Origin of the sequence: Flavihumibacter sp., from assembly GCF_036676075.1 — a bacterium.
Taxonomy (GTDB): Bacteria; Bacteroidota; Bacteroidia; order Chitinophagales; family Chitinophagaceae; genus Flavihumibacter.
Genome location: NZ_JAKFDQ010000009.1, coordinates 484,219 through 511,092, shown reverse-complemented (window position 1 = coordinate 511,092; position 26,874 = coordinate 484,219). Strand labels below are relative to the sequence as shown.

Sequence of the window (26,874 nt, the reverse complement as noted above, 5' to 3'; positions counted from 1 at the left end):
AAACAGATCAAACTATAAAAAAAAATTTGTCAGTGTGAAAATAGTAACTAATTTTATTATGTCATACATAATGCAATAATAAAAACTGTTATGAGAAAAACGATTACTTGCCTGCGCTTCCTGCTGGTGTTCGCAGGACTACTATTTGGGGTAGGCACTTTTGCCCAGTCTAAAACGATTACCGGAAAGGTGAGTTCCGCCGATGATGGTAAAGGCCTCCCAGGTGTTAGCGTAACCATCAAAGGGAAAACAACCGGCACCCAAACCGGTGCAGATGGTGAATTCACCATCCAGGCAGCAGCAGCTGATATCCTGGTCTTCAGTTATATGGGCTATGAATCCATAGAGGAAGCGGTTGGGGAAAAAACGGTATTTAACGTGTCGCTGGGTTTATCCAGTCAAAAAATGGATGAGGTAGTAGTAGTGGGGTATGGAACAATTAAGCGTTCCAAGGTTACTTCGTCAATTTCTAAGTTAGACAACAAGATCCTTGAAACGGGGGTTAGATCCAACCCTGCACAGGCATTGGCAGGAACCATTCCAGGCTTAAGGGTTTCCACCGGAACAGGCCGCCCCGGATCATTGCCATCCATCATACTTCGCGGAGGTACTGATTTTGATGGCAGCGGCAGTCCGCTTATAATTATGGATGGTCAGGTACGCGGCTCACTCAGTGATATCAATCCCGAAGAGATTGAAAGCATGGAAGTATTAAAAGATGCTTCCGCCACGGCTATTTATGGTGCAAGAGCCAGTAACGGTGTAATTCTCATAACTTCTAAAAAAGGAAAGTCCGGCAAGTCATCCATTACGCTAAAAGCAAAAACTGGTTTTAATTATCTAAATGTGCCCTATAATTTTCTTTCTGCCCAGGATTATATCATCTGGCAGCGGAGGGCAGTTGTGGAGGCCATCAAGAATGGTACGCTTGGAGCTACAACATTAGGAGCGGTTGGTCCAAGAGGTACGGGTAATTTATACAAAGATGCAAATGGTAATATACTTGATGGTAATTATGATAGTCGTGCTGTATGGAGTACCATGCGTCTTGATGATGTGAACCGTGAACTGCTCACGCTGAGTGATGGATGGAAAACCATGAAAGATGCTGTTCCAACGAATGCCAATGGTGCATATGATCCCAATGGAACATTTGCTGACCTGATTTACAAGGACTTCAATTATGGGGATTATGGTCTTAAAGATAAGGCAACTGTTCAGGATTATAATATCGGAATGAGTGGTGGTAATGACAGAGGAAAATACTACGCCAACATAGGCTTCTATGATGAAGATGGACTATCCATTGCAACTTTTTACCGCCGGCTTAACCTGGCTTTGAATGGCGAGTATAAGATCAAAGAGTGGCTAAAATCAGAAAGCGGATTGCAGTTTGCGAAAGCCAACTGGAGAGATCAGAGTTTACAGAATGGTGAAAGCAATTTCTGGGGTCGTATGTTATCTGCACCTCCAACTATGCGTGGTACCAATATGAATGGCGAACTATTGCTTGGTCGTGATGCCAGTGATGGTAACCCAGCCATCAATGTGGACAAGTACAAACGCAATAATCAAACCGACAAGTTTACCATGAACCAGGCTTTTACGGTAAACTTCACCCGTGATCTTTATGCACGGATCGGTGGCATTTTGATGTATGATGAGGGTTTGTATGAAGCATTCAATAAAGATTTCCGTACAGGATTACTTAGCTATACCAATCCAAATACAGGTTGGAACAGAACCAGATCCAGTTCCAACAGTTTTGATCGCACAACACGTCAAACCTATAATGCGATCCTGAATTATACATCCAGCTTTTCTGATATGCACAATATTGCTGCAATGGCAGGATTTGAATATTTCAATCTCTATGGAACAGGATTTTCCGCCAGTGGAAGCCTCGCCCCAACAGATGATTTCCAGGATTTAGGTCTTACACTTAATAATGCTACAACTCAAACAAGGGGCACTGATTCATATCATTTCAGGGAGCGTATCATGTCGGGTTTTGGAAGGATCAATTATGATTATGATGGGAAGTACCTGGCAACATTTACGATCAGGCGAGATGGTTATAGCCGATTGTTAGGCGACAACCAGTATGGAACATTTCCCGGAGTATCAGTGGGCTGGATGGCACATCGTGAAAACTTTATGGCCGCTACAGATAACTGGCTCTCCTTCCTGAAACTGCGTGCCAGCTGGGGATTGAATGGCAATATCGGAATAGGAACAAGTAACGGTATAGGCCTATACGAACTTCAGGGTTCTTATGGCTCTCAAACAGCGTATAATGGTGTGATCGGATTCCTGCAAACCGGGATAGCAACACCAGATCTTCGTTGGGAAAAATCAAGTACAATTGAAGTAGGTGCTGATATGGGTTTTCTCAATAATAAACTGAATGCATCAGTTGCTTACTACAACAGACTTACAACTGATAAACTGGCATATGTAGGCCTGCCGATCTCATCAGGAATCAGCCAGCTGCGCACCAATAATGGTAGTATGCGTAACAGGGGCGTAGAACTGGAAGCTTCTTATAAACTGGTAAATGGGAGAAACCTCTCCTGGAGCATCGGTGCAAATGCAGCGTGGAATAAGAATACCATTGAAAAACTTCCTTTCAATGGCAATGAAAACAATCGTCAGGGTGGAGAGCAGATATACGACCCTAAAACAGGACGTGTTATTTGGGTTGGCGGTTACCAGGAAGGCCAGGAATACGGAGAAGTATTTGGATATGTGAGTGATGGAATCATACGCAACCAAAAAGACCTTGATGCCTATAATGTAATTGACCTGGCTGCAGGATATGTACAGTATGGTGGTGCGGCAGGCAGGAGAGTAGCCAGTGCTAAACTGATCAGTGAATTGGGACTCACAAACCATATCTCAGCAAAGCTGGGTGATATGATGTGGAGAGATATTGATAAAAATGATACCATTGATTACCGCGATAAAGTTTCTCTGGGCAGGGTTATCCCACGTTGGACTGGTGGTGTAAATACAACTGTTTCATGGAAAGGTCTTTCATTGTTTGCGAGGGTGGATTTTGCGCTGGGACATATCCAGCAGGATTTCATGCAAATGTGGGCACTGGGAAGCTTTCAGGGCGAATTCAATGCCACCGATATTGTAAAGGATACATGGACACCTGAAAATCCCGATGCAAAATATCCACGCTATACCTGGGCAGACCAATTGAATGCAAAGAATTTTGATCGTCCAAGTGATATGTTCTGGGTCAATTCAGGATACCTCGCTTTAAGGGAGCTTTCACTTAGCTACTCTGTGCCATCAACATTACTAAAAAAGGCGAGGGTTGAAGGACTTACTCTCACTGTAACCGGACAGAACCTTGGCTATCTTTCAAATGATCTCCTGAATTTGCCTGAGCGTACAGGATCACAGAATAGCGGATATACCATTCCAACTTCACTGATTTTCGGAGCAAACCTAACATTCTAAATCTCCGAAATACTAAAATTTTAGATCATGAATAAGATTAAACATATAATATGGATGTCAATGATTGCCATCGTTGCATTCTCTTCCTGTCGAAAGACTTTGGAACTAGCCCCTGAAGATTATTTTGGAGATGGAAACTTCTGGCAGAACGAATCACAGGTCTCCAATTTCATGGTGGGATTACACAATCAGTTCCGCAATAACCAGTTCATGTTTTTGCGACTTGGTGAAATGCGTGGAGGAAGTTTCAGCAATATAGATGTACAGAATACATCACTCAATGAACTGCAGATCATTGAACAAAGGCTTGATGAAAACTCAGCAGGAGTCGGTAACTGGGGAGGATTTTATAATCCCATTCTTCAATTGAACCTTTTTATCCAGAAGGTAAATGAAGTTGGTTTCCTGGCGGAGGATAGAAAAAATTTCCTGCTTGGTCAGGCACACGCCATGCGTGCATACTATTATTTTCAACTGCTCAGAACCTATGGTGGCGTACCTGTGTGGCTTGAGCCTGAAGTACTAAATGGTAATACAGACCAGGTTACACTGCGCAGGGCAAGGGCAACAGAAGCGGAAGTACTTGCTGTGATAAAGAGTGATGTGAATAAATCGATAGAATTATTTGGTAATGCCCCGTCCACTGATAAAACAATGTGGAGTCCAAATGCGGCGCTGATGTTGAAAGGAGAAGTATATCTCTGGTCGGCAAAAGTATATGGAACCACGGCTGATCTAGCTGATGCGAAAATGGCACTAACGTCAATCACTGGCCCTGCACTTGAAAATAATTTCAAGGATGTTTTCGCTTATAATAAGAAAAGCAACAATGAGATCATCTTCACTGTAAGGTACAGGGTAGGGGAAGTGGAAATGCCAGGGGTATCATCATTCACCTATTCCACCTTCAATTTCGACGGCCAGCATTACAAGGATTCAACTGTTAGTGCAGGAGTAGGTAATTTCCTGGTTGATCCATTGGTTATTGCAGCCACCAATTCACAGCAGATCATCCAGCGCTACCGTTATAAGTTCGAATTATATCAGTCGTATGATCTGGCCGACAAAAGAAGAGATGCTACTTTTTATGATTACTATAAAGTAAACACATCAACTGAACCATACACTGTAACTGTTAGGAATACCGCGTTGGTAAAATTCCTGGGTACCATCGATGCGAACAAAAGATACTTTGCAGACGATTGGCCGGTATATCGTGAGGCCGACAGGTTGTTAATGCTCGCGGAGATCGTTAATGCCGAAGGTGGAGATCCAACGGAGTACATACAACCAGTACGCAACAGGGCTTTTGGTGGACTGGCAAATGATCCTGCTCCTTTTGTAAATGGAAGCAAAGACGCAAATGAGATTGCCATCTTTGAGGAGCGTAGTAAAGAGTTTGTTTTTGAAGGAAAGCGTTGGTATGATCTCCGCCGCATGCAGTTTGGGGGTGAACCAATGGTATTCATTAGCACGAGCCATCCTTACGGAGTACTAGACAAAGCTACACAGTCACATATGGTTTTATGGCCCATTCCACCCAGTATCTGGACAAACGATCCTCTCGTTAACCAGACTCCGGGATATGAGACAGCAAAACCCCAATAATACTCTGGCTGCTGGTAACAGCCAGGTTGGTTCATAATGCTTCTTCATTATTATGCCGGAAGTATTCCTGCTTCCGGCTTTTTTATGGATTTTTATTATATATAGCAACACACTAAATTATAAACCTGTTTTATGCACAACAATCATTTAAAAGGTTTGATTGCGGCTCCATTCACACCGATGGATGCTAATGGCAATCTGAACCTATCCATTATACCTTCCTATTATTCCTTTCTAAAGCATAATGGCATAACCGGCGCCTTTATTTGCGGGTCTACAGGTGAGGGCGTATCGCTGACATTAAAAGAAAAAAAAGCTGTTGCTGAAGAATGGGCAAAGTGTACAAGATCGGATTCGGATTTCACCGTTATGCCTTTATTAGGGGGCACCAGTATTACTGATTGCATTGAGTTGGCCTTGCATGCAAAAGAAATAGGATTGGATGCAATCTCGTTTACTGCTCCTTTTTATTTTAAACCGGCAAATGTTGAAATGCTTGCAGAGTGTTGCCGTACAATAGCTGCTGTGGTTCCTGATATGCCTTTTTATTATTATCATATCCCTGTACTCACAGGAGTTAACTTCCCAATGATCGATCTACTTCAAAAGGTGGATGGACTGATTCCGAACTTTGCAGGCATTAAATATACGCATGAAGATTTCATGGATTTTCTCTCCTGTCTGCGTTTTAAGGGAGGAAAGTATGATATGCTCTGGGGGCGTGATGAGAACATGCTCGCGGCACTTTCGTTGGGGGCACAAGGCGCCGTTGGAAGCACCTTCAATTATGCCGCACCGTTATACTATGATCTGATTGAGGCCTATGAAAACAATCAGCATGAAACTGCCCGTTCACTCCAACAAATGTCCATTGACATGATCAGGCTTTTAGGGAAATATGGTGGCATTGCAACCGGTAAAGCATATATGAAGATTGTTGGGGTCGATTGTGGAGAGTTCAGGCTGCCGGTAAGAAATATGGACAGTAAAGCATTTGCATTGTTTCAAAATGATGTAAATGAATTGGGGTTCACCGGCTACTGCTCACGCCAGCCGCTTTCTGTTAATGCCTGATGCAATGAAAGAAAGAATCATTTCCCTTATAGCCATAATTATGTTGTCATATACCACTTCCTGCGATCAAGGTGAGCAGGAGATTTCCATTGTATGGAAAATTGCTGCAGCATTACCTGCAGATAGCGGAAAAGCTGAGGCAACGGGCCTGGCCGGACCTCTTGCAGGAATATATAATGACCATCTCGTAATTGGCGGGGGAGCTAATTTTCCATTTGGATTACCATGGGAGGGGGGGAAGAAAGAATATCATAAGTCCATTTATATATATGGTCGGGGTCAGCATGGAGAATTAATCCTCATACATACAGACTCACTTCCTTATCCGGTTGCCTATGGAGCTAATTTTGCATCACCCGGCGGAATCATTTATGCCGGCGGAGAAACACCTGACGGACTCGCCAATTTAGTTTGGAAGGTTCAATACATTCCCGATAATAAATCGATCAGAATAGATCAACTTCCCGCTTTGCCTGTTCCGGTTGCTAATGCTACTGCTACATCCATTGGCTCCTATCTTTACCTGGCTGGTGGAGAAACAATTGATTCCGTTTCAAATAAATTTCTAAGACTTGACCTAGAGAATCTATCGAAAGGATGGGAGCAAATGCCGGAACTCCCTATCCGGGTTTCTCATGCTGTTCTAATAAATCATATTGAAAAAGATAAAACCAATATTTATCTTATTGGCGGGAGGAAAAGAATTGTGGGGGGAGTGAGTGAGATCTACTCTACCATGTTTGCTTTCGATACCGAAAAAAATACATGGATAAAAAAAGCATCGATGCCTTATGCGATGGCAGCGGGTACAGGCCTGGCTATAGGCAGTCAGGATATTTTTCTTTTTGGGGGAGATACAGGAGATACGTTTACAAAAGTTGAGGGGCTGATCGCTGAAATAGCTAAGGAAGAGAATACAGTTCATAAGCAAGAACTGATTGATAAAAAGAATTTATTGCAGGCTGGTCATCCAGGCTTCAGCAGCGAAATTCTTCGATATAGTACAGCGAATAATGAATGGGTAAGAACTGATTCAATTCCTTTCAACACGCCTGTTACAACAACAGCATTAAAATGGAATGATGAGATAATCATACCCAGCGGAGAAATCAAAGCAGGTATACGAAGCCCGAATATTTTATCGGGTAAAACATTTATAAAATAACTATCGGCATGCACTCCAAAAAATATCCATGGATCCTGGTTGGACTATTATGGGTGGTGGCTCTTCTGAATTATATGGACAGGCAAATGCTATCCACTATGAAGCCATCCATGCAGGTTGATATAGTGGAACTTCAATCGGCTGAAAATTTTGGTATTCTGATGGCTATATTTCTTTGGATCTATGGACTCATGAGTCCCGTTTCAGGAATCATTGCCGACAAGTTCAATCGAAAATGGTTAATAATTGGAAGCCTATTTGTGTGGTCGGGCGTAACTTTTGCCATGGGATATGCCACCAGTTTCAACCAATTATACTGGCTGAGAGCTGTAATGGGAGTGAGTGAAGCACTATATATCCCTGCAGGCTTATCCTTAATTGCTGATTTTCACTCAGACAGAACAAGGTCACTTGCGATTGGTATTCATATGACAGGACTTTATATGGGACAGGCTCTTGGCGGATTTGGAGCAACTATCGCCGATAAGTTTTCCTGGCAAGATACATTTCAAAGTTTTGGTTTGGTGGGGATACTATATTCACTCGTGTTGATCTTATTTCTGCGAGAGAAAAAAACTACAGACCCGGATCCACCCATGGTATTAAAACCTGGAGCTAACAAAGAATCCATTTTCAAAGGGATGGGGATCCTACTGACTAATATATCCTTCTGGATCATTCTATTTTATTTTGCTATCCCGAGCCTTCCGGGATGGGCAACCAAAAACTGGCTGCCAACATTGTTTGCACAGAACCTGAATATTGAAATGGCGCAGGCTGGTCCCATTGCCACCATTACAATTGCCGCTTCTTCTTTCATCGGCGTAATATTCGGAGGTATACTTTCCGACAAATGGGTTCAAAAAAATATACGGGGCCGAATCTATACGAGTGCCATAGGTCTGGGGCTAACAATCCCTGCATTATTATTTCTGGGTTTTGGGCACTCACTGTTCCACATCATTGGTGCAGCCTTCTGTTTCGGATTTGGTTTTGGAATGTTTGATGCTAATAATATGCCTATACTCTGTCAGTTTGTTTCTTCAAAGTACAGAGCAACTGCTTATGGTTTAATGAATATGACCGGCGTATTCTTTGGCGCCTGGATAACTGATCTGCTTGGCAAATCAACGGACGCGGGTAATCTTGGAAAGGGTTTTGCCATGCTTGGGGTAATTGTATTGGTTGTTCTGATGATCCAGTTATATTTCCTCAGGCCAAAAGTGAATAACTACGATGAGCTGTCTACTGATTAATATAATATTTTTCAACGATGTCATACTCTAAACAGGAATTAATAGAACTGAAGGATTTTTATTCGCGCCAATTGCTGGATGATACAGTTCCTTTTTGGTTTCCCCGATCCTATGACCTTGAGCATGGTGGATTTCTATTGATGCGCGATCAAGATGGGAGATTGATAGATGATGATAAAGCGGTTTGGATTCAGGGACGTGCCACCTGGCTTCTTTCTACACTATACAATACTGTTGAGAAAAAGCAGGAATGGTTAGATGGGGCAAAGCTGGGTTATGAATTCCTCATAAATCATTGCTTCGATACGGATGGCCAGATGTTCTTCCATACTACGAGAGATGGAAGGCCTATTCGTAAACGTCGATATTTTTTTTCAGAAACATTCGCAGTGATTGCCATGGCCGCTTATTCGCTTGCCAGCGGTGACAAGGAAGCGGCAAATAAATCCAGATTTCTTTTCGGAAAGTGTATTGAATATTCAACCACCAAGGGCCTGCTGCAGCCTAAATATTTTGATACCCGCCCTTCCATTGGAATCGGTGTTCCGATGATCATGATGAATACTGCTCAGCAACTTCGGGAGACGATTGGGGATGATCGTTGTGATGAATGGATTAGTACCTGGATAGGTCAGATAGAAGATAAATTTGTAAAGGATGATATAAAATGTGTGATGGAACAGGTTGCACCTGATGGCAGTATTATTGACCACATTGATGGCCGAACACTTAATCCCGGGCATGCTATTGAAGGGGCGTGGTTCATACTTTATGAAGCCCGAAAGCGCAATAATGATCCTGATCTTATTTCTCTCGGTTGCCGTATGTTGGATTATATGTGGGAGAGGGGATGGGATAAAGAATATGGTGGGATACTTTATTTCAGGGATGTTTATAATAAACCGGTACAGGAATATTGGCAGGACATGAAATTCTGGTGGCCACATAATGAAACAATCATCGCTACCTTACTTGCGTTCCTGATGACAGGGAATTCTAAATACGCTGAATGGCATAAGATGGTACATGATTATTCCTATAACAAATTTCATGACAGGGAAAACGGAGAATGGTTTGGATACTTACATAGAGATGGAACAATTGCCCAAACAGCAAAAGGAAATCTTTTTAAAGGTCCTTTTCACCTACCCCGACAGGAATGGATTTGCACTCAGATACTTAAAGAACACCTCCAGCAATCATGATAAAGTTTTTATTCCTTTTATTGCTGACACCAGTTATCTCCTTTTCACAATTACAGATTGATGAATTGTTTTCTGATAATATGGTATTGCAAAGGAACCATCCCATTAATTTCAGGGGGCGGGCGCTGCCGGGTAAAAAAGTCACCATTAAATTTCTGAATAAAGAACAGACTACAATAACTGGTATTGACTCTACCTGGGTGATTGAATTCCCTCAACAAAAAGCAAGCACTTTACCTTCAAAGGTCATAATCCGATCAGAAAATGACAGTATCTATTTAAACAATCTACTCATTGGGGATATCTGGCTATGTACTGGTCAATCAAATATGGAATGGCCGTTTTCAAAGGATAATTTCTATAGGGAGGAAATAAATAAAACAGATCAACCTCTTATAAGATTCTACAATCCTGTATATGCAGGGAAAGGAATTTATGGAATTCCGTTTTCAGATTCTATATTGAAAAAGATGAATACGGAAGATTTCTATCAGGGTAATTGGGAACAATGCGATAGCAATACAGTAAAGAATATGAGTGCTATCGGATATTACTTTGCAAAAGAACTTACAAGAAAAGAAGGCATCCCTATCGGGCTCATTAATCTGTCCATAGGAGGTGCGCCTCTGGAAACTTTTATCAGTAGAAAAGCATTGTCTTCAGATTCATTGTTTAGCAGGAAGATCGAAGGTAACTGGTTATATAACCAGGAATTACCTGCATGGTCAAGGGAACGCGGCTTTCAGAATATTACTGTAGAAAAAGCGAATGTACAACCAGATGGCCCAAACCATCCTTACAAACCTGGATTTGCTTATGAGGCGGGTATTTTACCGATAAAGCACTATCCTATTGCAGGCGTTATCTTATACCAGGGTGAAACAAATTCATTGGAAATGTCGCGGGTTTTTGAATACCGGAGCCTGATGAACCTTATGATCAAGGATTATCGAAATACATTTAATCAGCCTGCGTTGCCATTTTACTGGGTTCAGCTTTCCTCAATTGATACCACTAATTACCGATCAACCTACTGGCCTTTGTTCCGTAATGAACAACGTAAGTTATCCGACGAAGTGAAGTATGGAGGCATGGCAGTAAGCAGTGATATCGGAGCACGAAATGATGTGCATCCAAGAGATAAGAAAACGGTAGGGGAGAGGCTTTCAAAGCTGGCATTACACTTTCATTATGGGCATAGGGATATTGAATATTCAGGTCCAAAACCCACACTTGTGAAGTACAAGAAAGGTAAAGTCATTCTGCGATTCAAACATGCGATAAAAGGCCTTCAAACTTCTGATGAAAATGGCCTACGTGGTTTTTCTGTGGATGGCATCAATGATGTTAAGGCCTTAATTATTAAAAAGAAAATTATAGTCAGCGTTAACTTCAAACCTGAATATATCTATTATGGCTGGAAACCATTTAGTGACGGCAATCTCGTGAATAGCGAAAAGCTTCCTGCATCAACATTTAAAGTAAAAATAAAATAATCATGGTTAAGATTATCTTCTCAATCTTAATAGTATTGTTCTCCCTTCAGTCTTTTGGACAAGATAAAGCAGTTCCTGTTTTTGTATCCGGAAATGAGGGACATAAGAGTTATCGTATACCGGCAATTATAAAACTTCCTGACGGCAGCTTACTTGCTTTTGCGGAGGGGCGGGTAAACAATGCGGGAGATTTTGGCGATATCAATATTGTATTAAAGAAAAGTACTGATAAAGGCAAAAGTTGGAGCACTCTTCAGACTGTTGTGGACTACGATCAGATGCAGGCAGGCAATCCCGCACCAGTAGTTGACCTTTATGATCCTGCTTTTCCAGGAGGCAGAATTTTCTTGTTTTACAATACGGGCAATAACCATGAAGGGGAGGTAAGAAAAGGTAATGGACTTAGGGAGGTATGGTACAAGACTTCAACGGATGGCGGACTAACATGGTCAGAGCCTGTTAACATCACTGTACAAACACATCGCCCCAGGCAGCCACAATTGAATCCATCATATAATTTTTCTGAAGATTGGAGAAGTTATGCAAATACGCCCGGACACGCTATGCAATTTGGTTCAGGAAAGTACAAAGGAAGGATTTTTGTGGCAGCAAATCATTCCGAGGGAGATCCGCTACCAAAAGCGGAGGATTATAAGGCACACGGTTTCTTCACAGATGACCATGGCAGCAGTTTCAGGCTATCCCAAACAGTGAGTACGCCGGGAGGAAATGAATCTATGGCTACAGAAATGTCTGGCGACAAACTAATGATGAACTCGCGTAATCAGCAGGGTGATATTCGTGCACGTATTGTTAGTATAAGCAGCAATGGTGGTGAAAGCTGGGATACTACCTATTTTGATACCAATCTTCCAGATCCGGTTAATCAGGGAAGCATCATCACTGTTGGTAAAAAGAAAGGAAAGAATATCATAGCATTTTGCAACGCTGCCGACACCAGAAGACGAGATAATCTAACATTACGGATCAGTTATAATGATGGACTTCAATATTCAAAAAGTATTATTGTAGATAAGAGTAACAATGATAAACAAAGAGATTTTACAGCCTATTCTGACCTTGCTAAATTATCAAGAAAGAAGATCGGTGTACTTTATGAAAAAGAAAATTATTCCAGGATTGTATTCAAAGCAATAAAATGGTAAGAAGCCTAAACACCAACATTTTTGATTCGTCCATCAAAGAACATTTTTATTCTTACCTGCATCCACACCTTTCAAAAATTTAATTAAACCGTTGATATAGGTTTCCTGATCATCATACATGCTCATATGGCTACCGTTAGGGCAATAAAGATAAGTGCCGTTCTGAACCTGGCCGGCCATCCATTTCATGTGCTCGGGATCCATTGTATCATGCTTTGCACCAATTGTCATAACAGGTATAGTTAGCCGGGAAAGGTCAGCCTTCCGATCCCATTTCTCTAACTTTCCGGCTATGCCAAATTCACTTGGCCCCTGCATGGTTACGTAAAGTGATTGATTGGTTTTACCTAAGGATCTTGTCATGGGTTCAGGCCACTTATCCATCGGTAGCCGGCAAACATGTTTTGCATAAAAATTTGGCATCAATAATTCCATGTAACGAGGGTTTGCAAAGTCGCCCCGCGATTCAATTGCCCGAATGCTATCCAGTACTTTCGGATCCATTTGAGCTGCAAGTACTTCATCGGCATACTTACCATAATCCGGACAGCTTGACATCATATTCGAAATTATCAGGCCCTTTAATTGATCCTGATATTTCAATGCATATTCCATTGCAAGAATTCCACCCCAACTATGACCAAGCAAATAAAAATTATCCTTATTCAGATCAAGCGCTTTACGAACTTGTTCTACTTCTTCAACATAACGTGCAAGGTCCCACATAGCCGTATCATTTGGATTGTCAGAATTGCCGCAGCCCAATTGATCATAATAAATGAATTCGATCTGCTCCGCTGGCAGATAACTCTCTAAACACTCAAAATACTCGTGGGTTGCACCCGGACCTCCATTTAATAGTAATAATCTGATCCTGGGATTATTCCCAAAACGTTTCGTCCATACTTTGAAGCGGCCTTTTGGGGTTTCGATCGGAATAATTTTTACACCACCTGTTCTTACGCCTTCTTCGCTGGATAAAAAATAGTTCTTATTGTCTGTTTCTTCAGGTGCCTGACTTTCGTTGGTTTGGCATGAGCCTGAAAAAAGGCTCAGGATCATTAAACTTGTTAGGACCTTGGGAAAGGATAGTTTCATATAAATGTTATTTGTTTTCTAATGCCTTAAACGCCTTACCGATATTTTCAACTATATCACTTGCCAGCACAGATTCCATCCCATGAATATCGCTTGCAAGTTCACCAGCAAGTCCGTGTAGATAAACTCCCAGCAGGGCTGCTTGTTCTGGTGCATACCCTCTCGAAAGTAAGCCTGTAATCATTCCCGTTAGCACATCCCCGCTTCCCCCTTTTGCCATGGAGGCATTCCCGCTTGTATTAAACCACGCACGTCCCCCTGGCATGGCAATCAGGGTCCTGTGACCTTTCAGTATTATTATAAGCTGATACTTTTTAGCTAATCTTCTTGCAGTGGCTATACGTGCAAAATCGGAATCATGTAATCCTGCAATCCGATCAAACTCTTTTGGATGAGGTGTAAGAATTGAAAATGGTTGAAGCAAATTTAGCCAGTCTGCATTCTTAGAAAGAATATTCAGTGCATCGGCATCTATCACTATAGGTTTCGTAGATGCCTTTAGAATTTCATGCAGATGTTGGGCACTTGATTCGCCAGTACCAATTCCCGGGCCCGCACCAATAATAGTATACATATCGAGCGGGGGTAGGGGAAGATTAGCATCGGTTTTGGAAGCAAGAATGGCCATCGACTCTGGCAGGGCTGTTTGTATGATTGCCAATCCATCATGTGGCACCATACAGGTTAAGAGAGCTGCGCCAGTGCGGAGACATGCTTTAGCCGCAAGTATAGCAGCACCCATTTTACCTTCTGAGCCTGCAAACAATAAGGCGTGACCGAAATTTCCTTTATGTGCAAAAGGCGGTCGGGGCCTGATTATCCCAGATGCGATAACATTGTCCATCAACTCATACTCTGGTGTTATTGTTGATAAATATTCATTTGCAAGACCAATATCCAAAATGAAAAGTTTTCCAAAAAAAGAAGCATTTTCTGCAACGAGGAAGGCAGGTTTAAAGCACTGAAAACTAAGTGTTACAGTTGCATCAATACAAGTATTAGGAATGGTGGCAATATCACAAAACATACCGCTTGGCAGATCAATACTGATAACAATATTCTTTGAGGCATTGATATGTTGAATGAGGCCGGCCATAAAACCATCTGCAGCGCGATTGATTCCCGTACCAAGTAAGGCATCAACCACAATCGTTTCATCAGGAATTTCCGGAAGATTGGTGCCGGGCTGAAGGAAGTGTATATTAACTGGTAGGGCATGGAGCCTTTGTAAGTTTTGCTGGAAATCATGTGTGCCCAAATGCCCAAACTCAAGGATATAAATTTCAACCTGGCATCCTTTTTCATGTAAAAGTCGACCAATGGCAAGTCCATCACCCCCATTATTGCCTTTACCAGAGTAAATAGCAAATTGATGATTTAATAGCCCATTGGATTCAATCCATTCAACACACTTTAAAGAGGCTCTTTCCATCAGATCGATGGAAGCAATTGATTCCTTGTACATGGTGAAATTATCCCAACCATGAACTTGTTCGGCTGATAACACTACCATACCGAAATGTACAAAAAAGAATGTAGTGAATTGTTTGCTTTAATTGGAGCCGCCTCCAACCATTGTCTCGTTGTTCTCCATTTCCTTATCCTGAAAGCGATTATTGCTTTGGCGGTAATCTCCAAAAAGATCACAGAGTTGCTTTGCCTTGTAAATTCCTCTATTAAATTTATTACCTAGAACAATGATAGTTGCATTCTCTTCAGGAAGCCTTATAAAAACAGTGTTGTTACCATGCCACCAACCATTGTGATAAACGATTTTCTTTCCATTTTCCACTTCGGTTAAACGCCAGCCCAGACCATAATTACGTGTTCCTGCCTTTTCATAACTGTAACCCGAAAATGCAGCCAACAGTGTTGAATCTTTGAATAGCTTATTGTTATAAAGCGCCTGGTCCCATTTAAGCATGTCGCGAACGGTACTGTAAATATTCTTATCACCATAAACCAGATCCATGAATTCAAGGCCATATTTCCGGTTATTCCATTCAAAGGAGGGGAGAGAACGATCAAAATCCACCTCGCGAAACACATAGGTATCATTCATTTGGAGCGGGCGGAAAAATGTTTCCGTCAGGTAATCATGATATGTTTGACCTGATACCTTTTCTATGATAAGAGCAAGCAGGGCATAGTTTGTATTACAATAACTAAAGCGCTTGCCAGTTGGAAATTGTAATCCTGGCTTAAGGGTGTAGAGGGTAGTAAGAACATCCAGATTTGTTGCCAGCTTTTTCTTATCCCACTTATAAACATCGAGGTAATTGGTATAGTTGGGAAGACCGCTTCGATGGTTCAGCAACATCTTGACAGTGGTGCCGGGGTAAGGAAATTCAGCAAAAAATGTTGAGAGATCTGCATCCAGTGAAAGTTTGCCCTCTTCCCAGAGTTTAAGGACCGCCATTGCAGTGAAGGTTTTTGACACTGAAGCGAGGTGAAAGGCATCAGTTGAGGTCAGTTCACTGTCTTTCTGCAAGGGATCGCGATAACCTTTGTATCCTTCAGAAATAATCTCACCATCCTTTGCAACCAGCCAGGAACCATTAAACCCTCTTGAACCTAAATTCCGGTTAAAAAAAGTATTAATAGCAGATTCGTATTTAACAGCCGTCATTTTATCGGCATACCCAACCTGAAAAACTTCCACAGGGGGCTGGGTTGCAGCTTCACTGGCAATTTTTTTGTCCGCTTGTTGACGGCAGCCATATAGGACTGCACTTAGCAGAATCAATTGTACTAATCTGTTTTTCAATACATTGTTTTTTATCTGGTAAGGATCTGGATTCGACAAATATAACGCATTGGGATAGGCAAATCTTATGCCGCAAGGTATTTTCCTGCAAGGAATTATGGGCTAAATCAGGGATATTTGTACATAGCAAGCAAAAAATATGGAACCAACAACCAGTTATCCAAAAGACAAAATCAACATTTTATTCCTCGAAAACATTAGCGACAAAGCAGTTAAAAATTTTCAACAGAAGGGATACGCCTCGGTAAGAAAGCTAACAGGCGCTTTATCAGAAGCTGATCTTATTCGCGAAATCAAAGACGTCCATTTATTGGGTATCCGCTCCAAGACTATCGTAACAGAGAAAGTGCTTGAAGCTGCAACAAAGTTGCAGGCAATTGGTGCTTTTTGCATCGGTACAAACCAGATCGATCTAAAAGCTGCTACCAAAAAAGGAATCGCTGTGTTCAATGCACCCTATTCAAATACCAGATCAGTAGCTGAACTCGTGATCGGACTTTCAATTATGCTGATTCGTCGGATACCCGATAAAAATAAATCAGCCCATGAAGGAATTTGGATGAAAGATGCAAAAGGAAGTTATGAATTAAGAGGTAAAACATTGGGAATCATTGGCTACGGAAATATTGGCACACAGGTAAGCATCATGGCAGAAGCAATGGGGATGAAGGTTAAGTATTATGATATTTTAACAAAACTTCCTCTGGGAAATGCTATTCCCTGCAAATCTCTTAAGGAACTGGTATCTGAATCTGATATAATAACCCTGCATGTGCCAGATACGAACCAGACAAAAAACATGATCAACAAATCTATCCTGAAATATTTCAAAAAGGGCGGCATTTTACTGAACTATGCAAGGGGGGAAGTAGTAGATCTGGATGCCCTACGCAAATATTTGGTGGAAGGACAATTAAGTGGAGCCGCAATTGACGTTTTTCCGTGGGAACCAGAAAAAAACGGGGAGAGATTTCAAAGTCCTCTTCAGGATCTACCCAATGTTATCTTAACCCCTCATATCGGTGGGTCAACCGAAGAGGCGCAGCAAAATATTGGGGAAGATGTTAGCATGAAGTTATTCCAGTATCTGGAAATGGGAAATAGTTACGGCTCATTGACTGTGCCGGAGCTTAGTCTTCCGCCGCAGGAATCAACTCACCGTATTTTGCATATTCACCGAAATGTGCCCGGGGTACTTTCTGCAATAAACACTGAATTATCGAGGCATAAGATCAATATTGTGGGTCAGTATCTCAAAACGAATGAAGAGATCGGGTATGTAGTGCTGGACGTCGACAAAAAATTATCAAGCCAGGCTCAAAAATTATTGAAAGATGTAAAGGATACTATTAAAGTACGCCTCCTTTATTAAGATTCCGGCAAATTCCATATACGGCCTGCATTTTGCGCTAACCGTGAAATGTTTCTAAAACACATAAAATGAAAGTGGTAATAGCAGGAGCGGGATTCGGTGGACTCCGTTTAGCAAGGGAATTAAATAACAAAAATGGGTTCGAGGTAACATTGGTTGACAGGTTTAATTATCACCAGTTCCAACCATTGTTTTACCAGGTTGCCACGGCCGGGCTGGATGCCAGCAATATTTCCTTTCCCTTAAGGAAGGTATTTCACAATAGTAAGAATGTTCGGATAAGATTAGCCAACATAGAAAGGATTGATACTGAAGCCAAAGCTGTCATCACAGATTCAGGTCCAATCCCATATGACACACTGGTTATTGCCACGGGGGCAGGTACCAATTTCTTTGGAAACAAAGAAATTGAAACCCACGCCTTCTCAATGAAATCAACCGTTGAAGCTCTTCAAATAAGACATCGGTTGATGGAGAACCTGGAAGCGGCGGTTACCGAAAATGACCCGGATGAACTTCAAAGACTATTAAATGTGGTAGTGGTAGGTGGCGGGGCAACAGGTGTAGAAGTTTCTGGTGCAATTGCTGAAATGAAAAATTATGTACTTCCTAAAGATTATCCGGAATTGGATTTCGGCAATATGAACATTTATCTTGTAGAGGGCTCAGGCAAAGTGCTTTCAACAATGAGTTCAGAGAGTTCAGAGCAGGCGGCTAAATACCTTTCTAAATTAGGTGTAACATTATTACTTAATACACAGGTTGCAGGTTATGACGGCAGAAATCTGAGTAGTAAGGATGGAAATTCAATACCCACGGCTACAGTTATATGGGCTGCGGGGATTCGGGGGCATATCCCTGCCGGCTTGGAAAATGTACTACCTCAGCGAGGGAACCGGTTACCTGTTGATATATATAATAGGATCAATGGATTGGAGAATGTTTTTGCAGTAGGTGATATTGCTTTGATGCCTACGGAAAACTACCCAAATGGGCATCCCCAGGTTGCACCAGTTGCTATGCAACAAGCTGACAACATTGCTTATAACCTGAACCTTATATTACAAGGAAAAGGGGATCTGAAATCTTTTGAATATAAAGACAAGGGCTCCATGGCTACTGTTGGAAGAAATCTGGCAGTTGTTGATATTCCAAAGCCTAAATTACATTTTGGAGGTTTCCTTGCCTGGTTAGTTTGGATGGCCCTTCACCTGATGTTGATACTGGGGGTTAAAAACCGGCTATTTGTATTTATCAACTGGTTATACAATTATATGACCTATGACCAGTCGCTCCGTCTTATTTTTAGAGAGTTCCATAAAGAGCCTGCGGAAGCTTAATAGAAGAGTAATCGCATTCAGCAAGGATAATACTATTTAACATAATATAAATTATAGTCTATTAGGAGTCCGAGAGTAAGCTCATTTAACATTGCTTATCAAGCTGCAAATGCATACTCCATTAATCGCAATACCAATATCCCAAAACTGTTATAAAACAATTGAAGTATTCAATAAATATATGTGGATCAATGAGATAATAAAAAAGCCGTCTCATATGAGACGGCTTCCATTTTATGAGAAAGTATTAGTGGACTTTATCAACATTATTAAACTTCTCTTCATAGATCTTTACCTTATCCTTATTCCCTTTATTGTCATAAATAGTTATAAGGAGATCATAGGCATCTTTAAGATATCCCTTATCATCCATTTTTAATTTACCCTGTGAGCCCAGCAGTTCATCTACTTTTTCAAAATGAGGTACTGCTGCATCGAATTTTTGAGCGATCAATCCGCGAAGTTCTTCCTTTTTCTTAAGTTCTTCCGGCTTGAGTTTACCACCTGCCGGAGGACGAATAGCTTTATTTTGATTGTTATAATCCACCCCCTGGTTATACTGAATTTGTCCAAGAACTAAATATGCAGCAGCATAATCAGGTTTCAATTCAATCACTTTTTCCAGGTTTTCCTTTGCTTGCGCTATCAGTTGGTCGGCGTCTGCAGGGCGCTGAGCAACATCGGGCTTGTAGCCTTCCTGGTATAATTCAACGGCATAATTATACCGGATTGAAGTATTGTTAGGATCAGTAGCTAAAACGGATCTGTATTTTTCAAATAGCACTTTTTTATCACCATTATCGCGGGCCATATCCAGGTCAAAGGCCGCCCAGAATGGATCTGTTGGGTATATTGATTTACCGAGTTCCAGATACTTACTTGCAGCAGCAGGGTCTTTTTTCTGATTATAATGATGATCCACCAACCATTTGTAGATCTCTACCATACCTTCCCCACTAACCTTCGCTTCAGCAAGTTTACCATAATAGAGGGCCGCGTCGTCACGCTTACCAGACTTTTCTGCACTAATTCCGGCATAAAGCACAACCGTTGTATCGAGGGAAACGTTGCTCCATTTTTTTTCAGCCATATACTCACTTACCGCCAGGCAATTCTTGAAATTGCCGTATGCCGGCTCAAAGCGATTTGCATTATAGTCTTCTGCCCCTGCCTTAAAGTAACCCTGGTACATATCCATCAGAGGTTTGTAATTATCTAGTTGCAGCAATACTACTTCGCCTTTTTCATCAGAAGCGACATACTGCTTCAGTGTTTCAAATGCTGTCCACCGTGCATCCGGATTGCTCGCCGCTAAAGCCGGGTCCTGAGCAATCTCGTTGTAGATCTTGGCCTTTGTATACAATGCTTCCGAATTCTTGGCATTTTTTTCATTTGCGAGGAACTGGTCAATCTGGGTTTTTGCTTCAGTATAATTTTTCTTCTTAACCTGGTCCTTTATCTTTTCCAGGTTCTGCGCTGATGCACCCAGAATGGCACTTGCAAGCAACGTCGTAAGTAGGAATCTTTTCATCAGACTATTTTTATGTTTGAAGGTTTTAAAAATAATTAATTGTTTTGAGGTTCTTCTTCTCCGGTATTCTCCGCGTCATTAGATGGATTTCCTTCCTGATTGGTTGTGTCAGAGCTTCCTTCTACAAAAGCATTCACATTTCCTTCACTTTCTACTGCCGGAATATCTTCCACCTCATCAAGCTTAGTAATTGCCGCAATTTCATCCGCTCCCTGGAGACTAATAAGTTTTACACCCTGGGTGGCTCTTCCTGCTGCACGGATATCTGCAATGGAGGTCCTGATCGTCAATCCACTCTTACAAGTAATCATAAGATCCTCTTTCTCAGTTACATCCAAAATACCCACAAGCGGGCCTGTCTTATCGGTAACATTGATTGTTTTGACACCTTTACCACCTCGATTTGTAATTCTGTATTCATCAATCTCAGTACGCTTACCAAATCCTTTTTCACTTACCACGAGGACAGTTTTTTCAATATCGTCCTTTTTGACACAAATCATACCAATAACTTCATCATTTTTTTCATCCACTTCGATACCGGTAACACCAATTGCTCCACGGCCGGTTGGACGGACCTTGGATTCCGGGAATCGGATGGCTCTACCGCTTTTAACCGCCATCATGATCTCACTGCTCCCATCGGTCATGCGGGCATCAAGCAACTGGTCGCCCTCCACAATGGTAATAGCATTTACGCCAGTTTGACGTGGCCTGCTAAAATCTTCAAGAAGGGTCTTCTTAATAATTCCCTGCTTAGTACAAAGTACAATATAATGACTCTGGACAAAATCCTTATCATCCAGATTAGCCACATCAATAATTGCCCGAACCTTGTCATCAGGGGGCAGCTGCATTAGATTCTGAATGGCACGGCCTTTACTATTCTTTTCTCCTTCAGGCACTTCATAAACCTTCATCCAATGACATCTTCCCTTCTCCGTAAAGAATATCAAACTATGATGGGTTGATGCAACCAAAATATGCTCAATAAAATCCTCGTCCCTTGTTTTACCTCCAATTGCCCCCCTGCCTCCGCGGCGTTGTTGACGGTATTCTGTTGCGGAGGTTCTTTTGATATAACCCAGATGGGAAATCGTAATAACTACATCTTCTTCAGCGATGAAATCAAGGATATTCATTTCATCTGCCAGGTATGTAATCTCTGATTTACGAGGTGTTGCAAACTTTTCCTTAACCTCAAGTAATTCCGTTTTTATAACGTCATAACGCATTCCTTCATTCGAAAGTAATTCCTGCAAATGCGTGATAAGTTTCATCAGTTCATCATATTCTTCACGGATCTTGTCGCGCTCCATACCAGTAAGCCTCTGTAATCTCAATTCAAGGATTGCTTTAGCTTGTATTTCATCCAGGCCCCATCCGGCATTTACCAGGTTTTCTTTGGCAATGTCGGGAGTTGCAGAACTTCTTATCAGTGCTATTACCTCATCCAGATGATCAAGAGCAATCAGGTAACCAAGCAATAAATGAGCTCGTTTCTGGGCCTCTTTCAGTTCAAACTTTGTACGCCGAACCACCACTTCATGCCTGAACTCAACAAATTCATGGATCAGTTCTTTTAGGTTAAGTGTCTTGGGACGACCTTTTACCAATGCCACATTATTAATACCAAATGAAGTTTGCAGTTCAGTGAATTTGAACAACATATTTATAACCACATTGGCTACTGCATCTCTTTTCAGGTCAATAACGATACGGGTACCTTCTTTCTGGTTTGATTCATTGTTTACATGCGCAATGCCTTCAATTACTTTTCCAACTACCAGCTGTCCGATCTTATCACAAAGTGCATCCCGGTTCACCTGGTAAGGAACTTCAGTGATTATTATCTGCTCACGCCCGCTGGGCTTAGTATCAACATGCATTTTGCCACGCAGCACTACCCTGCCTCTGCCAGTGAGCAATCCCTGCCTTACCCCATCCATTCCCCAAATTGTTCCACCGGTTGGAAAATCCGGAGCTTTTACATATTTAATCAGATCTTCTGCCGTGAGTTCACGATTATCAATATATGCAATACATCCATCAACAACTTCACCCAGGTTATGCGGCATCATATTAGTAGCCATCCCCACGGCAATACCAGTTGAACCATTCACCAGCAACTGTGGAATGCGGGTTGGCAAAACCGTTGGTTCCTGGAGCGAGTCATCAAAGTTTAACTGGAAGTCAACGGTATCTTTCTCAATATCCTGAAGCATCGCTTCCCCGATCCGTTGCATCCTAACCTCCGTATATCGCATTGCGGCAGGGCCATCACCGTCCTGGCTACCAAAGTTTCCCTGGCCATCAACAAGTGTGTGACGCATACTCCACTCCTGTGCCATCCTCACAATTGCATCATATACAGAAGAATCTCCGTGTGGATGGTACTTACCCAATACTTCTCCAACAATACGCGCTGATTTTTTAAAGGGCTTATTGAAGGACATACCCAGATCGTTCATCGCAAAAAGAATGCGGCGGTGAACCGGCTTCAGACCATCCCTAACATCGGGAAGTGCGCGACCAACGATAACCGACATCGAATAATCGATATAGGCCGTTTTCATCTGTTCTTCAATATTGATCTGGACGATGCGGTTGGAGTCATTTGTTTCCAGTGGCGTCAGATTTTCTTCCATGCTTAATATTTAACCGCCGGTGCGGTATTTGATTATTGTGAAAATAGCTTCCCAAAAGGTTGGCAAATCTACCATTTTTAAGCCTTAAAACCTTAACAAAATGACCATTTTAAACCCATTTTTTCCACCTTCGGTACCAAGGCTTTTTTGTACATTTATAGTCCGGGATATTTTACAGTCTTGCCTGATTTATAACTACAAAAATGATGGGTATGCAACAGTATAGATTGTTGCGAAATAACATTGAATCCGGACCATATTCTTTTGAAGAGTTGGTCCGGTTGCAACTTAAAGCCTACGACCTTGTTTGGTCAGAAGGGAAAAGCGCATCATGGAAATACCCCTGTGAATTTGAAGAACTTGTGGCTTACGCACCAGTAGCTGAAGATGACCTCTATAGCACTGTTCACCACCATGAAAATTCATCCTGGCCGAGGTCACAACTGGGAACATATACTCGAAAATATGTATCGGTCATTCTTCCGGCAAGGGAAATAACATCCGCCGTTACAGATGAAGGCTTGTTTTCAGCCAATGTGACAGAGAGCCTAGAAAGTCAACTTAGTGTCCAGAATCATTCAGAAAAGCAAGGAAACAGAATATACATTGCCGGTGCACTTATACTACTTCTTTCTTTTGGAATCTACTTCGGCACCTCCGGAAAACGATCACAACAAAAAAACGACGAGAGCCGGGATAATATAGTTCCCGAGATGGCTTCCATGGTTTCAAATATGCCGGGAAATAATAATGATGATAATAACCTATCAACAATTCCACCTAACCCGGTTCTTGAATTTGCTTCCCTTAAGAGGCATCTCACTATAGTGAGATCCGATTACTCAGTTGGCCTTTTTGGAGGGATATCAGGCCTCAAACTTTCTGTTACCAATACCAGCGCTAAACCTCTGCAAGATGTTGTGGTGGCAATTGATTTCATCCAGAAGAACCAGGTGATACACCATACCGAAAACGTTTTAATTGGATCAGTCCAACCTTCCCAGACAATCACAATAGCTGTCCCTGAAAGCAAATATGGCGTTGCAATCCGCACCCGCATCATCGGTATCAATGGGCTTGGCACGGTCATTGAATACTAGCGTTTTTCCTCCATCCCTTACCGTTAGCATTTAAAAATCAGGGAAATCATGACCAAATCAACATGGGTACTATTGGGTACCATTGCAGCAGTCACTACACTGGAAGCAGCAAAAGAGAGAACAGTTTGTAATATTAAAGGCCAGGTTGTACCAGCAATGGCTTTACGCAATGTATGGTTAATTAATGGGAAAGACACTATTCAATCCCGCCACATTGGGAGCAGTTTTAATCTATCTGTAAAGCCTGGAAAATATACACTTCTAATAGATGCCGTAGCCCCTTATAAAGATCATCAGTTTGCAGACATACAGATAAATAATAATAACACGATGGAACTGGGTAACATTAAGTTAATTCAGTAATTTCTCATTATATAAAACCAAACATATGCCAATCGTAAAAGTGATCGAGGTTATCGCCTCTTCAGAAAAAAGCATCGATGATGCTATACAGAATGCTGTAGCTGAGGCTTCTAAGACTATTCGGAACATTGATTCTGTATATGTAAAAGACATTAAAGTTCATGTGAAAGATGGAAAAGTTTCCAGCTATGGACTTATATGTAAGATCTCCTTCCGTTTGGAATCATAATCAAATAATAAGTCCCGCAATGCGGGACTTATTATTTATACGGAATATAGATAACCTCTGCTTAACGGTCCCTATTGTTGAATAAGGTGTAAAAAATGCTTAACTGAATAACACTGTTCTTAACATCAGGCTTCACTCCTTCAAATTCGAAATCAGCAATTTTTGAAAGCCCCATATTATACCTTGCTCCGATACCCAGGCCACTTTTTCCATGAAAACCTAATCCAACCGCGGCGGAAACATCTGAATTTTTAATTAAATCCTCCGAAGTCTCTCCACCCAGATCTTCAGAGAGTTTCAAACCAATCTGTGGACCAGCTTCCACAAAAAATCCTCTATTGAAGCGATATTTCAACATAACGGGGATATTAAGGTAATTCACTTTCCAATCCTGTTCATCACCGGCATCTTCAAACTTGGTTCCCTGAGTTGAAAAAAGCACTTCGGGCTGAAGAGATAAATTATCACCAAACATGAAATTAATGAAGGCTCCGAGGTGAAAGCCTACCAGGGCATTACTCTCAATGTCATCTCCGGTATAATTGCTAATATTCACCCCGCCCTTTGCACCCAATTGAAATTTCTGAGCATTCGAGGTCATCGCGAAACCCAGAAAAAAAAAGATTAATAACTTTTTCATAAATGACAGTTTGATTTAGTTTCTCAAAAATAAAGAGAAACCATTACATAACTGTTATTTCTTTAATACTTAATACCTGATAATTCATATCCCTATATACTAATGTGTATATTCCGGGTTTCAAATAGAGATAGTAATATCCATCAATGTCTGCGCTTATAGTCTGGTCGGCGGGAATCAGAAAAGGTAGGGAAGCAGGGGAATATTCATTGCTGTAATAACCTTGCACCATGAACATATTTCTTAAAGTAGGGCGGATAGCAAATTCTTTCCTGTTATTATTCATAACTATCCATGATGGTCTATTCCTTATGGAACCGGTGCGAGGATGAATAACCTGCAGATCATAATGATCATTGTCCAGTAATGAAACCGGAATATCTTTCCTGAATGCTATCATTGCTTCCTTTAGCTGGATCCGATCAGCTAACTTCTCATAGAAATACCTTCCATATTCGAAATTACTTCCTTCAGTTAATTCAGTTTGATCAATCGTTAATGCGTCATACCCGGTAAAGCGTTTCAGTTGGTAGGCCATCGGCCAGTTCTGTTCACCCAGGGATTTTTCACTGGCGGAAGTGATCCCTGATAAAACAAGTATCCTTGCAGAACTGTCTTTCCTTATAATATCGGCAATTTTCTGTGCCTCCATGGCTGCCCTTCCTGTAGGTGTATATTTTCCCGGGGTTTGATCTTCATAAGGAATTACTTTAAACCCCAGGCCGATAGCCATTCGGATAAGTTCTCCTGAAATTGGTTGGGCAGCTTTCCATCCATTGAGCATACTGATTTTAGATATAGCTTCTCCTCTCCCATTTCCGATTATCTCCATTGCCAGGTATCGGAATCCCTGTTGGTAAAGTGAATCTAAGAGGCTTGCCACAAAGACCCGGTGCTGAGGCTTATAGGGTACTTCATTTATCATCACAATCTTCTCGCGTCCGGTTCTGGATAAGATGTACCGGGCAGCATTATCAAAACTTACCGTCTTCACTGTATCCACATAAATTTCCGCATCCCTGTAGGCCTCCAGGGGCATTGAATCATATCCCATTTGTTCATACCGCAAGCTCATTTTATATTCATTGATAAAGGCCATATCAAGAGCTGCCTGAAAAGGATTTTGCCTGTTCAGGGAGTCGGGCTTAATAAGCCTGTCAACCACTGGCGCCAGATAATTAATGCCTTTAGAACTAAACAAAGAGTGTCCGAAACTATCTACGGATGCTGTGTCTGCATGATTTATTGCAAAGGATTTGAGTGCTTTAAGGGAGGCAGGGAAATCTTGTGCAGAAAGTAAAATAGAATGAAAAATCGTGAATAGCAATGCGGACATGTACCG

20 protein-coding genes are annotated in these 26,874 nt (G+C 41.6%); 13 read left to right on the top strand and 7 right to left on the bottom strand.

The window, feature by feature from the left end:
• Nucleotides 1–90: 90 nt before the first annotated feature.
• The 8 genes from V6M43_RS10990 to V6M43_RS10955 all read left to right on the top strand — a co-directional run bounded on the left by V6M43_RS10990 (nucleotide 91) and on the right by V6M43_RS10955 (nucleotide 12,444).
• Nucleotides 91–3,474 carry a SusC/RagA family TonB-linked outer membrane protein gene (locus V6M43_RS10990; RefSeq protein WP_332735183.1) on the top strand — a complete coding sequence of 1,128 codons (3,384 nt, stop codon included), beginning with the start codon at nucleotides 91–93 and terminating at the stop codon, nucleotides 3,472–3,474.
• Between the two features lie 27 nt (nucleotides 3,475–3,501).
• Complete coding sequence (locus V6M43_RS10985; protein ID WP_332735181.1) at nucleotides 3,502–5,082, top strand: RagB/SusD family nutrient uptake outer membrane protein; 1,581 nt, start codon at nucleotides 3,502–3,504, stop codon at nucleotides 5,080–5,082.
• A gap of 132 nt (nucleotides 5,083–5,214) precedes the next feature.
• Nucleotides 5,215–6,156: a dihydrodipicolinate synthase family protein gene (locus V6M43_RS10980; RefSeq protein WP_332735179.1), complete on the top strand. Its 942-nt coding sequence runs from the start codon at nucleotides 5,215–5,217 to the stop codon at nucleotides 6,154–6,156.
• Entirely contained in the window at nucleotides 6,101–7,321 is a 1,221-nt protein-coding gene (locus tag V6M43_RS10975; protein WP_332735177.1) for a hypothetical protein, read from the top strand. The genes V6M43_RS10980 and V6M43_RS10975 overlap by 56 nt, the downstream gene beginning before the upstream one ends.
• Before the next feature lie 8 nt (nucleotides 7,322–7,329).
• A complete protein-coding gene (locus V6M43_RS10970) occupies nucleotides 7,330–8,577 on the top strand; it encodes an MFS transporter (RefSeq protein WP_332735175.1) in 1,248 nt (415 codons plus the stop codon).
• A 17-nt stretch (nucleotides 8,578–8,594) separates the two neighbouring features.
• Nucleotides 8,595–9,782, top strand: a complete 1,188-nt coding sequence (locus V6M43_RS10965; RefSeq protein WP_332735173.1) for an AGE family epimerase/isomerase — start codon at nucleotides 8,595–8,597, stop codon at nucleotides 9,780–9,782.
• A complete protein-coding gene (locus V6M43_RS10960; protein WP_332735171.1) occupies nucleotides 9,779–11,278 on the top strand; it encodes a sialate O-acetylesterase in 1,500 nt (499 codons plus the stop codon). Before V6M43_RS10965 ends, V6M43_RS10960 begins: the two co-directional genes overlap by 4 nt.
• A 2-nt stretch (nucleotides 11,279–11,280) precedes the next feature.
• Nucleotides 11,281–12,444 carry a sialidase family protein gene (locus V6M43_RS10955; protein ID WP_332735169.1) on the top strand — a complete coding sequence of 388 codons (1,164 nt, stop codon included), beginning with the start codon at nucleotides 11,281–11,283 and terminating at the stop codon, nucleotides 12,442–12,444.
• 33 nt (nucleotides 12,445–12,477) lie between these two features.
• Here V6M43_RS10955 and V6M43_RS10950 read toward each other — a convergent pair whose 3' ends face one another.
• Genes V6M43_RS10950 through V6M43_RS10940 form a run of 3 tightly spaced genes read right to left on the bottom strand, consistent with a single transcriptional unit; the run spans nucleotide 12,478 to nucleotide 16,309 of the window.
• Nucleotides 12,478–13,542 carry a proline iminopeptidase-family hydrolase gene (locus tag V6M43_RS10950; RefSeq protein ID WP_332735167.1) on the bottom strand — a complete coding sequence of 355 codons (1,065 nt, stop codon included), beginning with the start codon at nucleotides 13,540–13,542 and terminating at the stop codon, nucleotides 12,478–12,480.
• 7 nt (nucleotides 13,543–13,549) lie between these two features.
• A complete protein-coding gene (locus V6M43_RS10945) occupies nucleotides 13,550–15,055 on the bottom strand; it encodes an NAD(P)H-hydrate dehydratase (protein WP_332735165.1) in 1,506 nt (501 codons plus the stop codon).
• A gap of 39 nt (nucleotides 15,056–15,094) precedes the next feature.
• Nucleotides 15,095–16,309, bottom strand: coding sequence for a serine hydrolase domain-containing protein (locus V6M43_RS10940; protein WP_332735163.1), 1,215 nt, complete (start codon nucleotides 16,307–16,309; stop codon nucleotides 15,095–15,097).
• A gap of 139 nt (nucleotides 16,310–16,448) precedes the next feature.
• On the opposite strand from V6M43_RS10940, the gene serA reads away from it, so the two are divergent.
• On the top strand, nucleotides 16,449–17,681 hold the full coding sequence (gene serA / locus V6M43_RS10935) for a phosphoglycerate dehydrogenase (RefSeq protein WP_332735161.1): 1,233 nt from the start codon (nucleotides 16,449–16,451) through the stop codon (nucleotides 17,679–17,681).
• A 68-nt stretch (nucleotides 17,682–17,749) separates the two neighbouring features.
• Nucleotides 17,750–19,021 (top strand): NAD(P)/FAD-dependent oxidoreductase, encoded by a 1,272-nt coding sequence (locus V6M43_RS10930; protein ID WP_332735159.1) that lies wholly within the window; start codon nucleotides 17,750–17,752, stop codon nucleotides 19,019–19,021.
• A gap of 247 nt (nucleotides 19,022–19,268) precedes the next feature.
• Here V6M43_RS10930 and V6M43_RS10925 read toward each other — a convergent pair whose 3' ends face one another.
• Both V6M43_RS10925 and gyrA read right to left on the bottom strand, forming a co-directional pair.
• The gene (locus V6M43_RS10925) at nucleotides 19,269–20,552 is read right to left on the bottom strand and encodes a tetratricopeptide repeat protein (RefSeq protein ID WP_332735157.1); all 1,284 of its coding nucleotides are present in this window, start codon (nucleotides 20,550–20,552) and stop codon (nucleotides 19,269–19,271) included.
• Between the two features lie 35 nt (nucleotides 20,553–20,587).
• On the bottom strand, nucleotides 20,588–23,200 hold the full coding sequence (gene gyrA, locus V6M43_RS10920; protein ID WP_332735155.1) for a DNA gyrase subunit A: 2,613 nt from the start codon (nucleotides 23,198–23,200) through the stop codon (nucleotides 20,588–20,590).
• Nucleotides 23,201–23,412: 212 nt separating this feature from the next.
• Between gyrA and V6M43_RS10915 the strand changes: the two genes are divergently transcribed.
• The 3 genes from V6M43_RS10915 to V6M43_RS10905 are packed head-to-tail and all read left to right on the top strand — an operon-like array spanning nucleotide 23,413 to nucleotide 24,892.
• Nucleotides 23,413–24,300 carry a hypothetical protein gene (locus V6M43_RS10915; RefSeq protein ID WP_332735153.1) on the top strand — a complete coding sequence of 296 codons (888 nt, stop codon included), beginning with the start codon at nucleotides 23,413–23,415 and terminating at the stop codon, nucleotides 24,298–24,300.
• 48 nt (nucleotides 24,301–24,348) lie between these two features.
• The gene (locus tag V6M43_RS10910; RefSeq protein ID WP_039129432.1) at nucleotides 24,349–24,663 is read left to right on the top strand and encodes a hypothetical protein; all 315 of its coding nucleotides are present in this window, start codon (nucleotides 24,349–24,351) and stop codon (nucleotides 24,661–24,663) included.
• 25 nt (nucleotides 24,664–24,688) lie between these two features.
• Complete coding sequence (locus V6M43_RS10905) at nucleotides 24,689–24,892, top strand: dodecin family protein (RefSeq protein ID WP_039129435.1); 204 nt, start codon at nucleotides 24,689–24,691, stop codon at nucleotides 24,890–24,892.
• Nucleotides 24,893–24,953: 61 nt separating this feature from the next.
• Here V6M43_RS10905 and V6M43_RS10900 read toward each other — a convergent pair whose 3' ends face one another.
• Together V6M43_RS10900 and V6M43_RS10895 are read right to left on the bottom strand one after the other, a co-directional pair.
• Nucleotides 24,954–25,532: a porin family protein gene (locus tag V6M43_RS10900; RefSeq protein ID WP_332735150.1), complete on the bottom strand. Its 579-nt coding sequence runs from the start codon at nucleotides 25,530–25,532 to the stop codon at nucleotides 24,954–24,956.
• Between the two features lie 43 nt (nucleotides 25,533–25,575).
• Nucleotides 25,576–26,868 (bottom strand): hypothetical protein, encoded by a 1,293-nt coding sequence (locus V6M43_RS10895; RefSeq protein ID WP_332735148.1) that lies wholly within the window; start codon nucleotides 26,866–26,868, stop codon nucleotides 25,576–25,578.
• Between the last annotated feature and the right edge of the window lie 6 nt (nucleotides 26,869–26,874).

Coding starts and splice junctions, on each gene's coding strand:
- V6M43_RS10910 (WP_039129432.1), top strand. CDS start 24,349: ATGACCAAATCAACATGGGTACTATTGGGTACCATTGCAGCAGTCACT.
- V6M43_RS10930 (WP_332735159.1), top strand. CDS start 17,750: ATGAAAGTGGTAATAGCAGGAGCGGGATTCGGTGGACTCCGTTTAGCA.
- V6M43_RS10955 (WP_332735169.1), top strand. CDS start 11,281: ATGGTTAAGATTATCTTCTCAATCTTAATAGTATTGTTCTCCCTTCAG.
- V6M43_RS10925 (WP_332735157.1), bottom strand. CDS start 20,552: ATGAAAAGATTCCTACTTACGACGTTGCTTGCAAGTGCCATTCTGGGT.
- V6M43_RS10945 (WP_332735165.1), bottom strand. CDS start 15,055: ATGGTAGTGTTATCAGCCGAACAAGTTCATGGTTGGGATAATTTCACC.
- V6M43_RS10975 (WP_332735177.1), top strand. CDS start 6,101: ATGAATTGGGGTTCACCGGCTACTGCTCACGCCAGCCGCTTTCTGTTA.
- V6M43_RS10990 (WP_332735183.1), top strand. CDS start 91: ATGAGAAAAACGATTACTTGCCTGCGCTTCCTGCTGGTGTTCGCAGGA.
- V6M43_RS10960 (WP_332735171.1), top strand. CDS start 9,779: ATGATAAAGTTTTTATTCCTTTTATTGCTGACACCAGTTATCTCCTTT.
- V6M43_RS10905 (WP_039129435.1), top strand. CDS start 24,689: ATGCCAATCGTAAAAGTGATCGAGGTTATCGCCTCTTCAGAAAAAAGC.
- V6M43_RS10965 (WP_332735173.1), top strand. CDS start 8,595: ATGTCATACTCTAAACAGGAATTAATAGAACTGAAGGATTTTTATTCG.
- V6M43_RS10900 (WP_332735150.1), bottom strand. CDS start 25,532: ATGAAAAAGTTATTAATCTTTTTTTTTCTGGGTTTCGCGATGACCTCG.
- V6M43_RS10950 (WP_332735167.1), bottom strand. CDS start 13,542: ATGAAACTATCCTTTCCCAAGGTCCTAACAAGTTTAATGATCCTGAGC.
- V6M43_RS10970 (WP_332735175.1), top strand. CDS start 7,330: ATGCACTCCAAAAAATATCCATGGATCCTGGTTGGACTATTATGGGTG.
- V6M43_RS10980 (WP_332735179.1), top strand. CDS start 5,215: ATGCACAACAATCATTTAAAAGGTTTGATTGCGGCTCCATTCACACCG.
- V6M43_RS10985 (WP_332735181.1), top strand. CDS start 3,502: ATGAATAAGATTAAACATATAATATGGATGTCAATGATTGCCATCGTT.
- V6M43_RS10895 (WP_332735148.1), bottom strand. CDS start 26,868: ATGTCCGCATTGCTATTCACGATTTTTCATTCTATTTTACTTTCTGCA.
- serA (WP_332735161.1), top strand. CDS start 16,449: ATGGAACCAACAACCAGTTATCCAAAAGACAAAATCAACATTTTATTC.
- V6M43_RS10915 (WP_332735153.1), top strand. CDS start 23,413: ATGCAACAGTATAGATTGTTGCGAAATAACATTGAATCCGGACCATAT.
- gyrA (WP_332735155.1), bottom strand. CDS start 23,200: ATGGAAGAAAATCTGACGCCACTGGAAACAAATGACTCCAACCGCATC.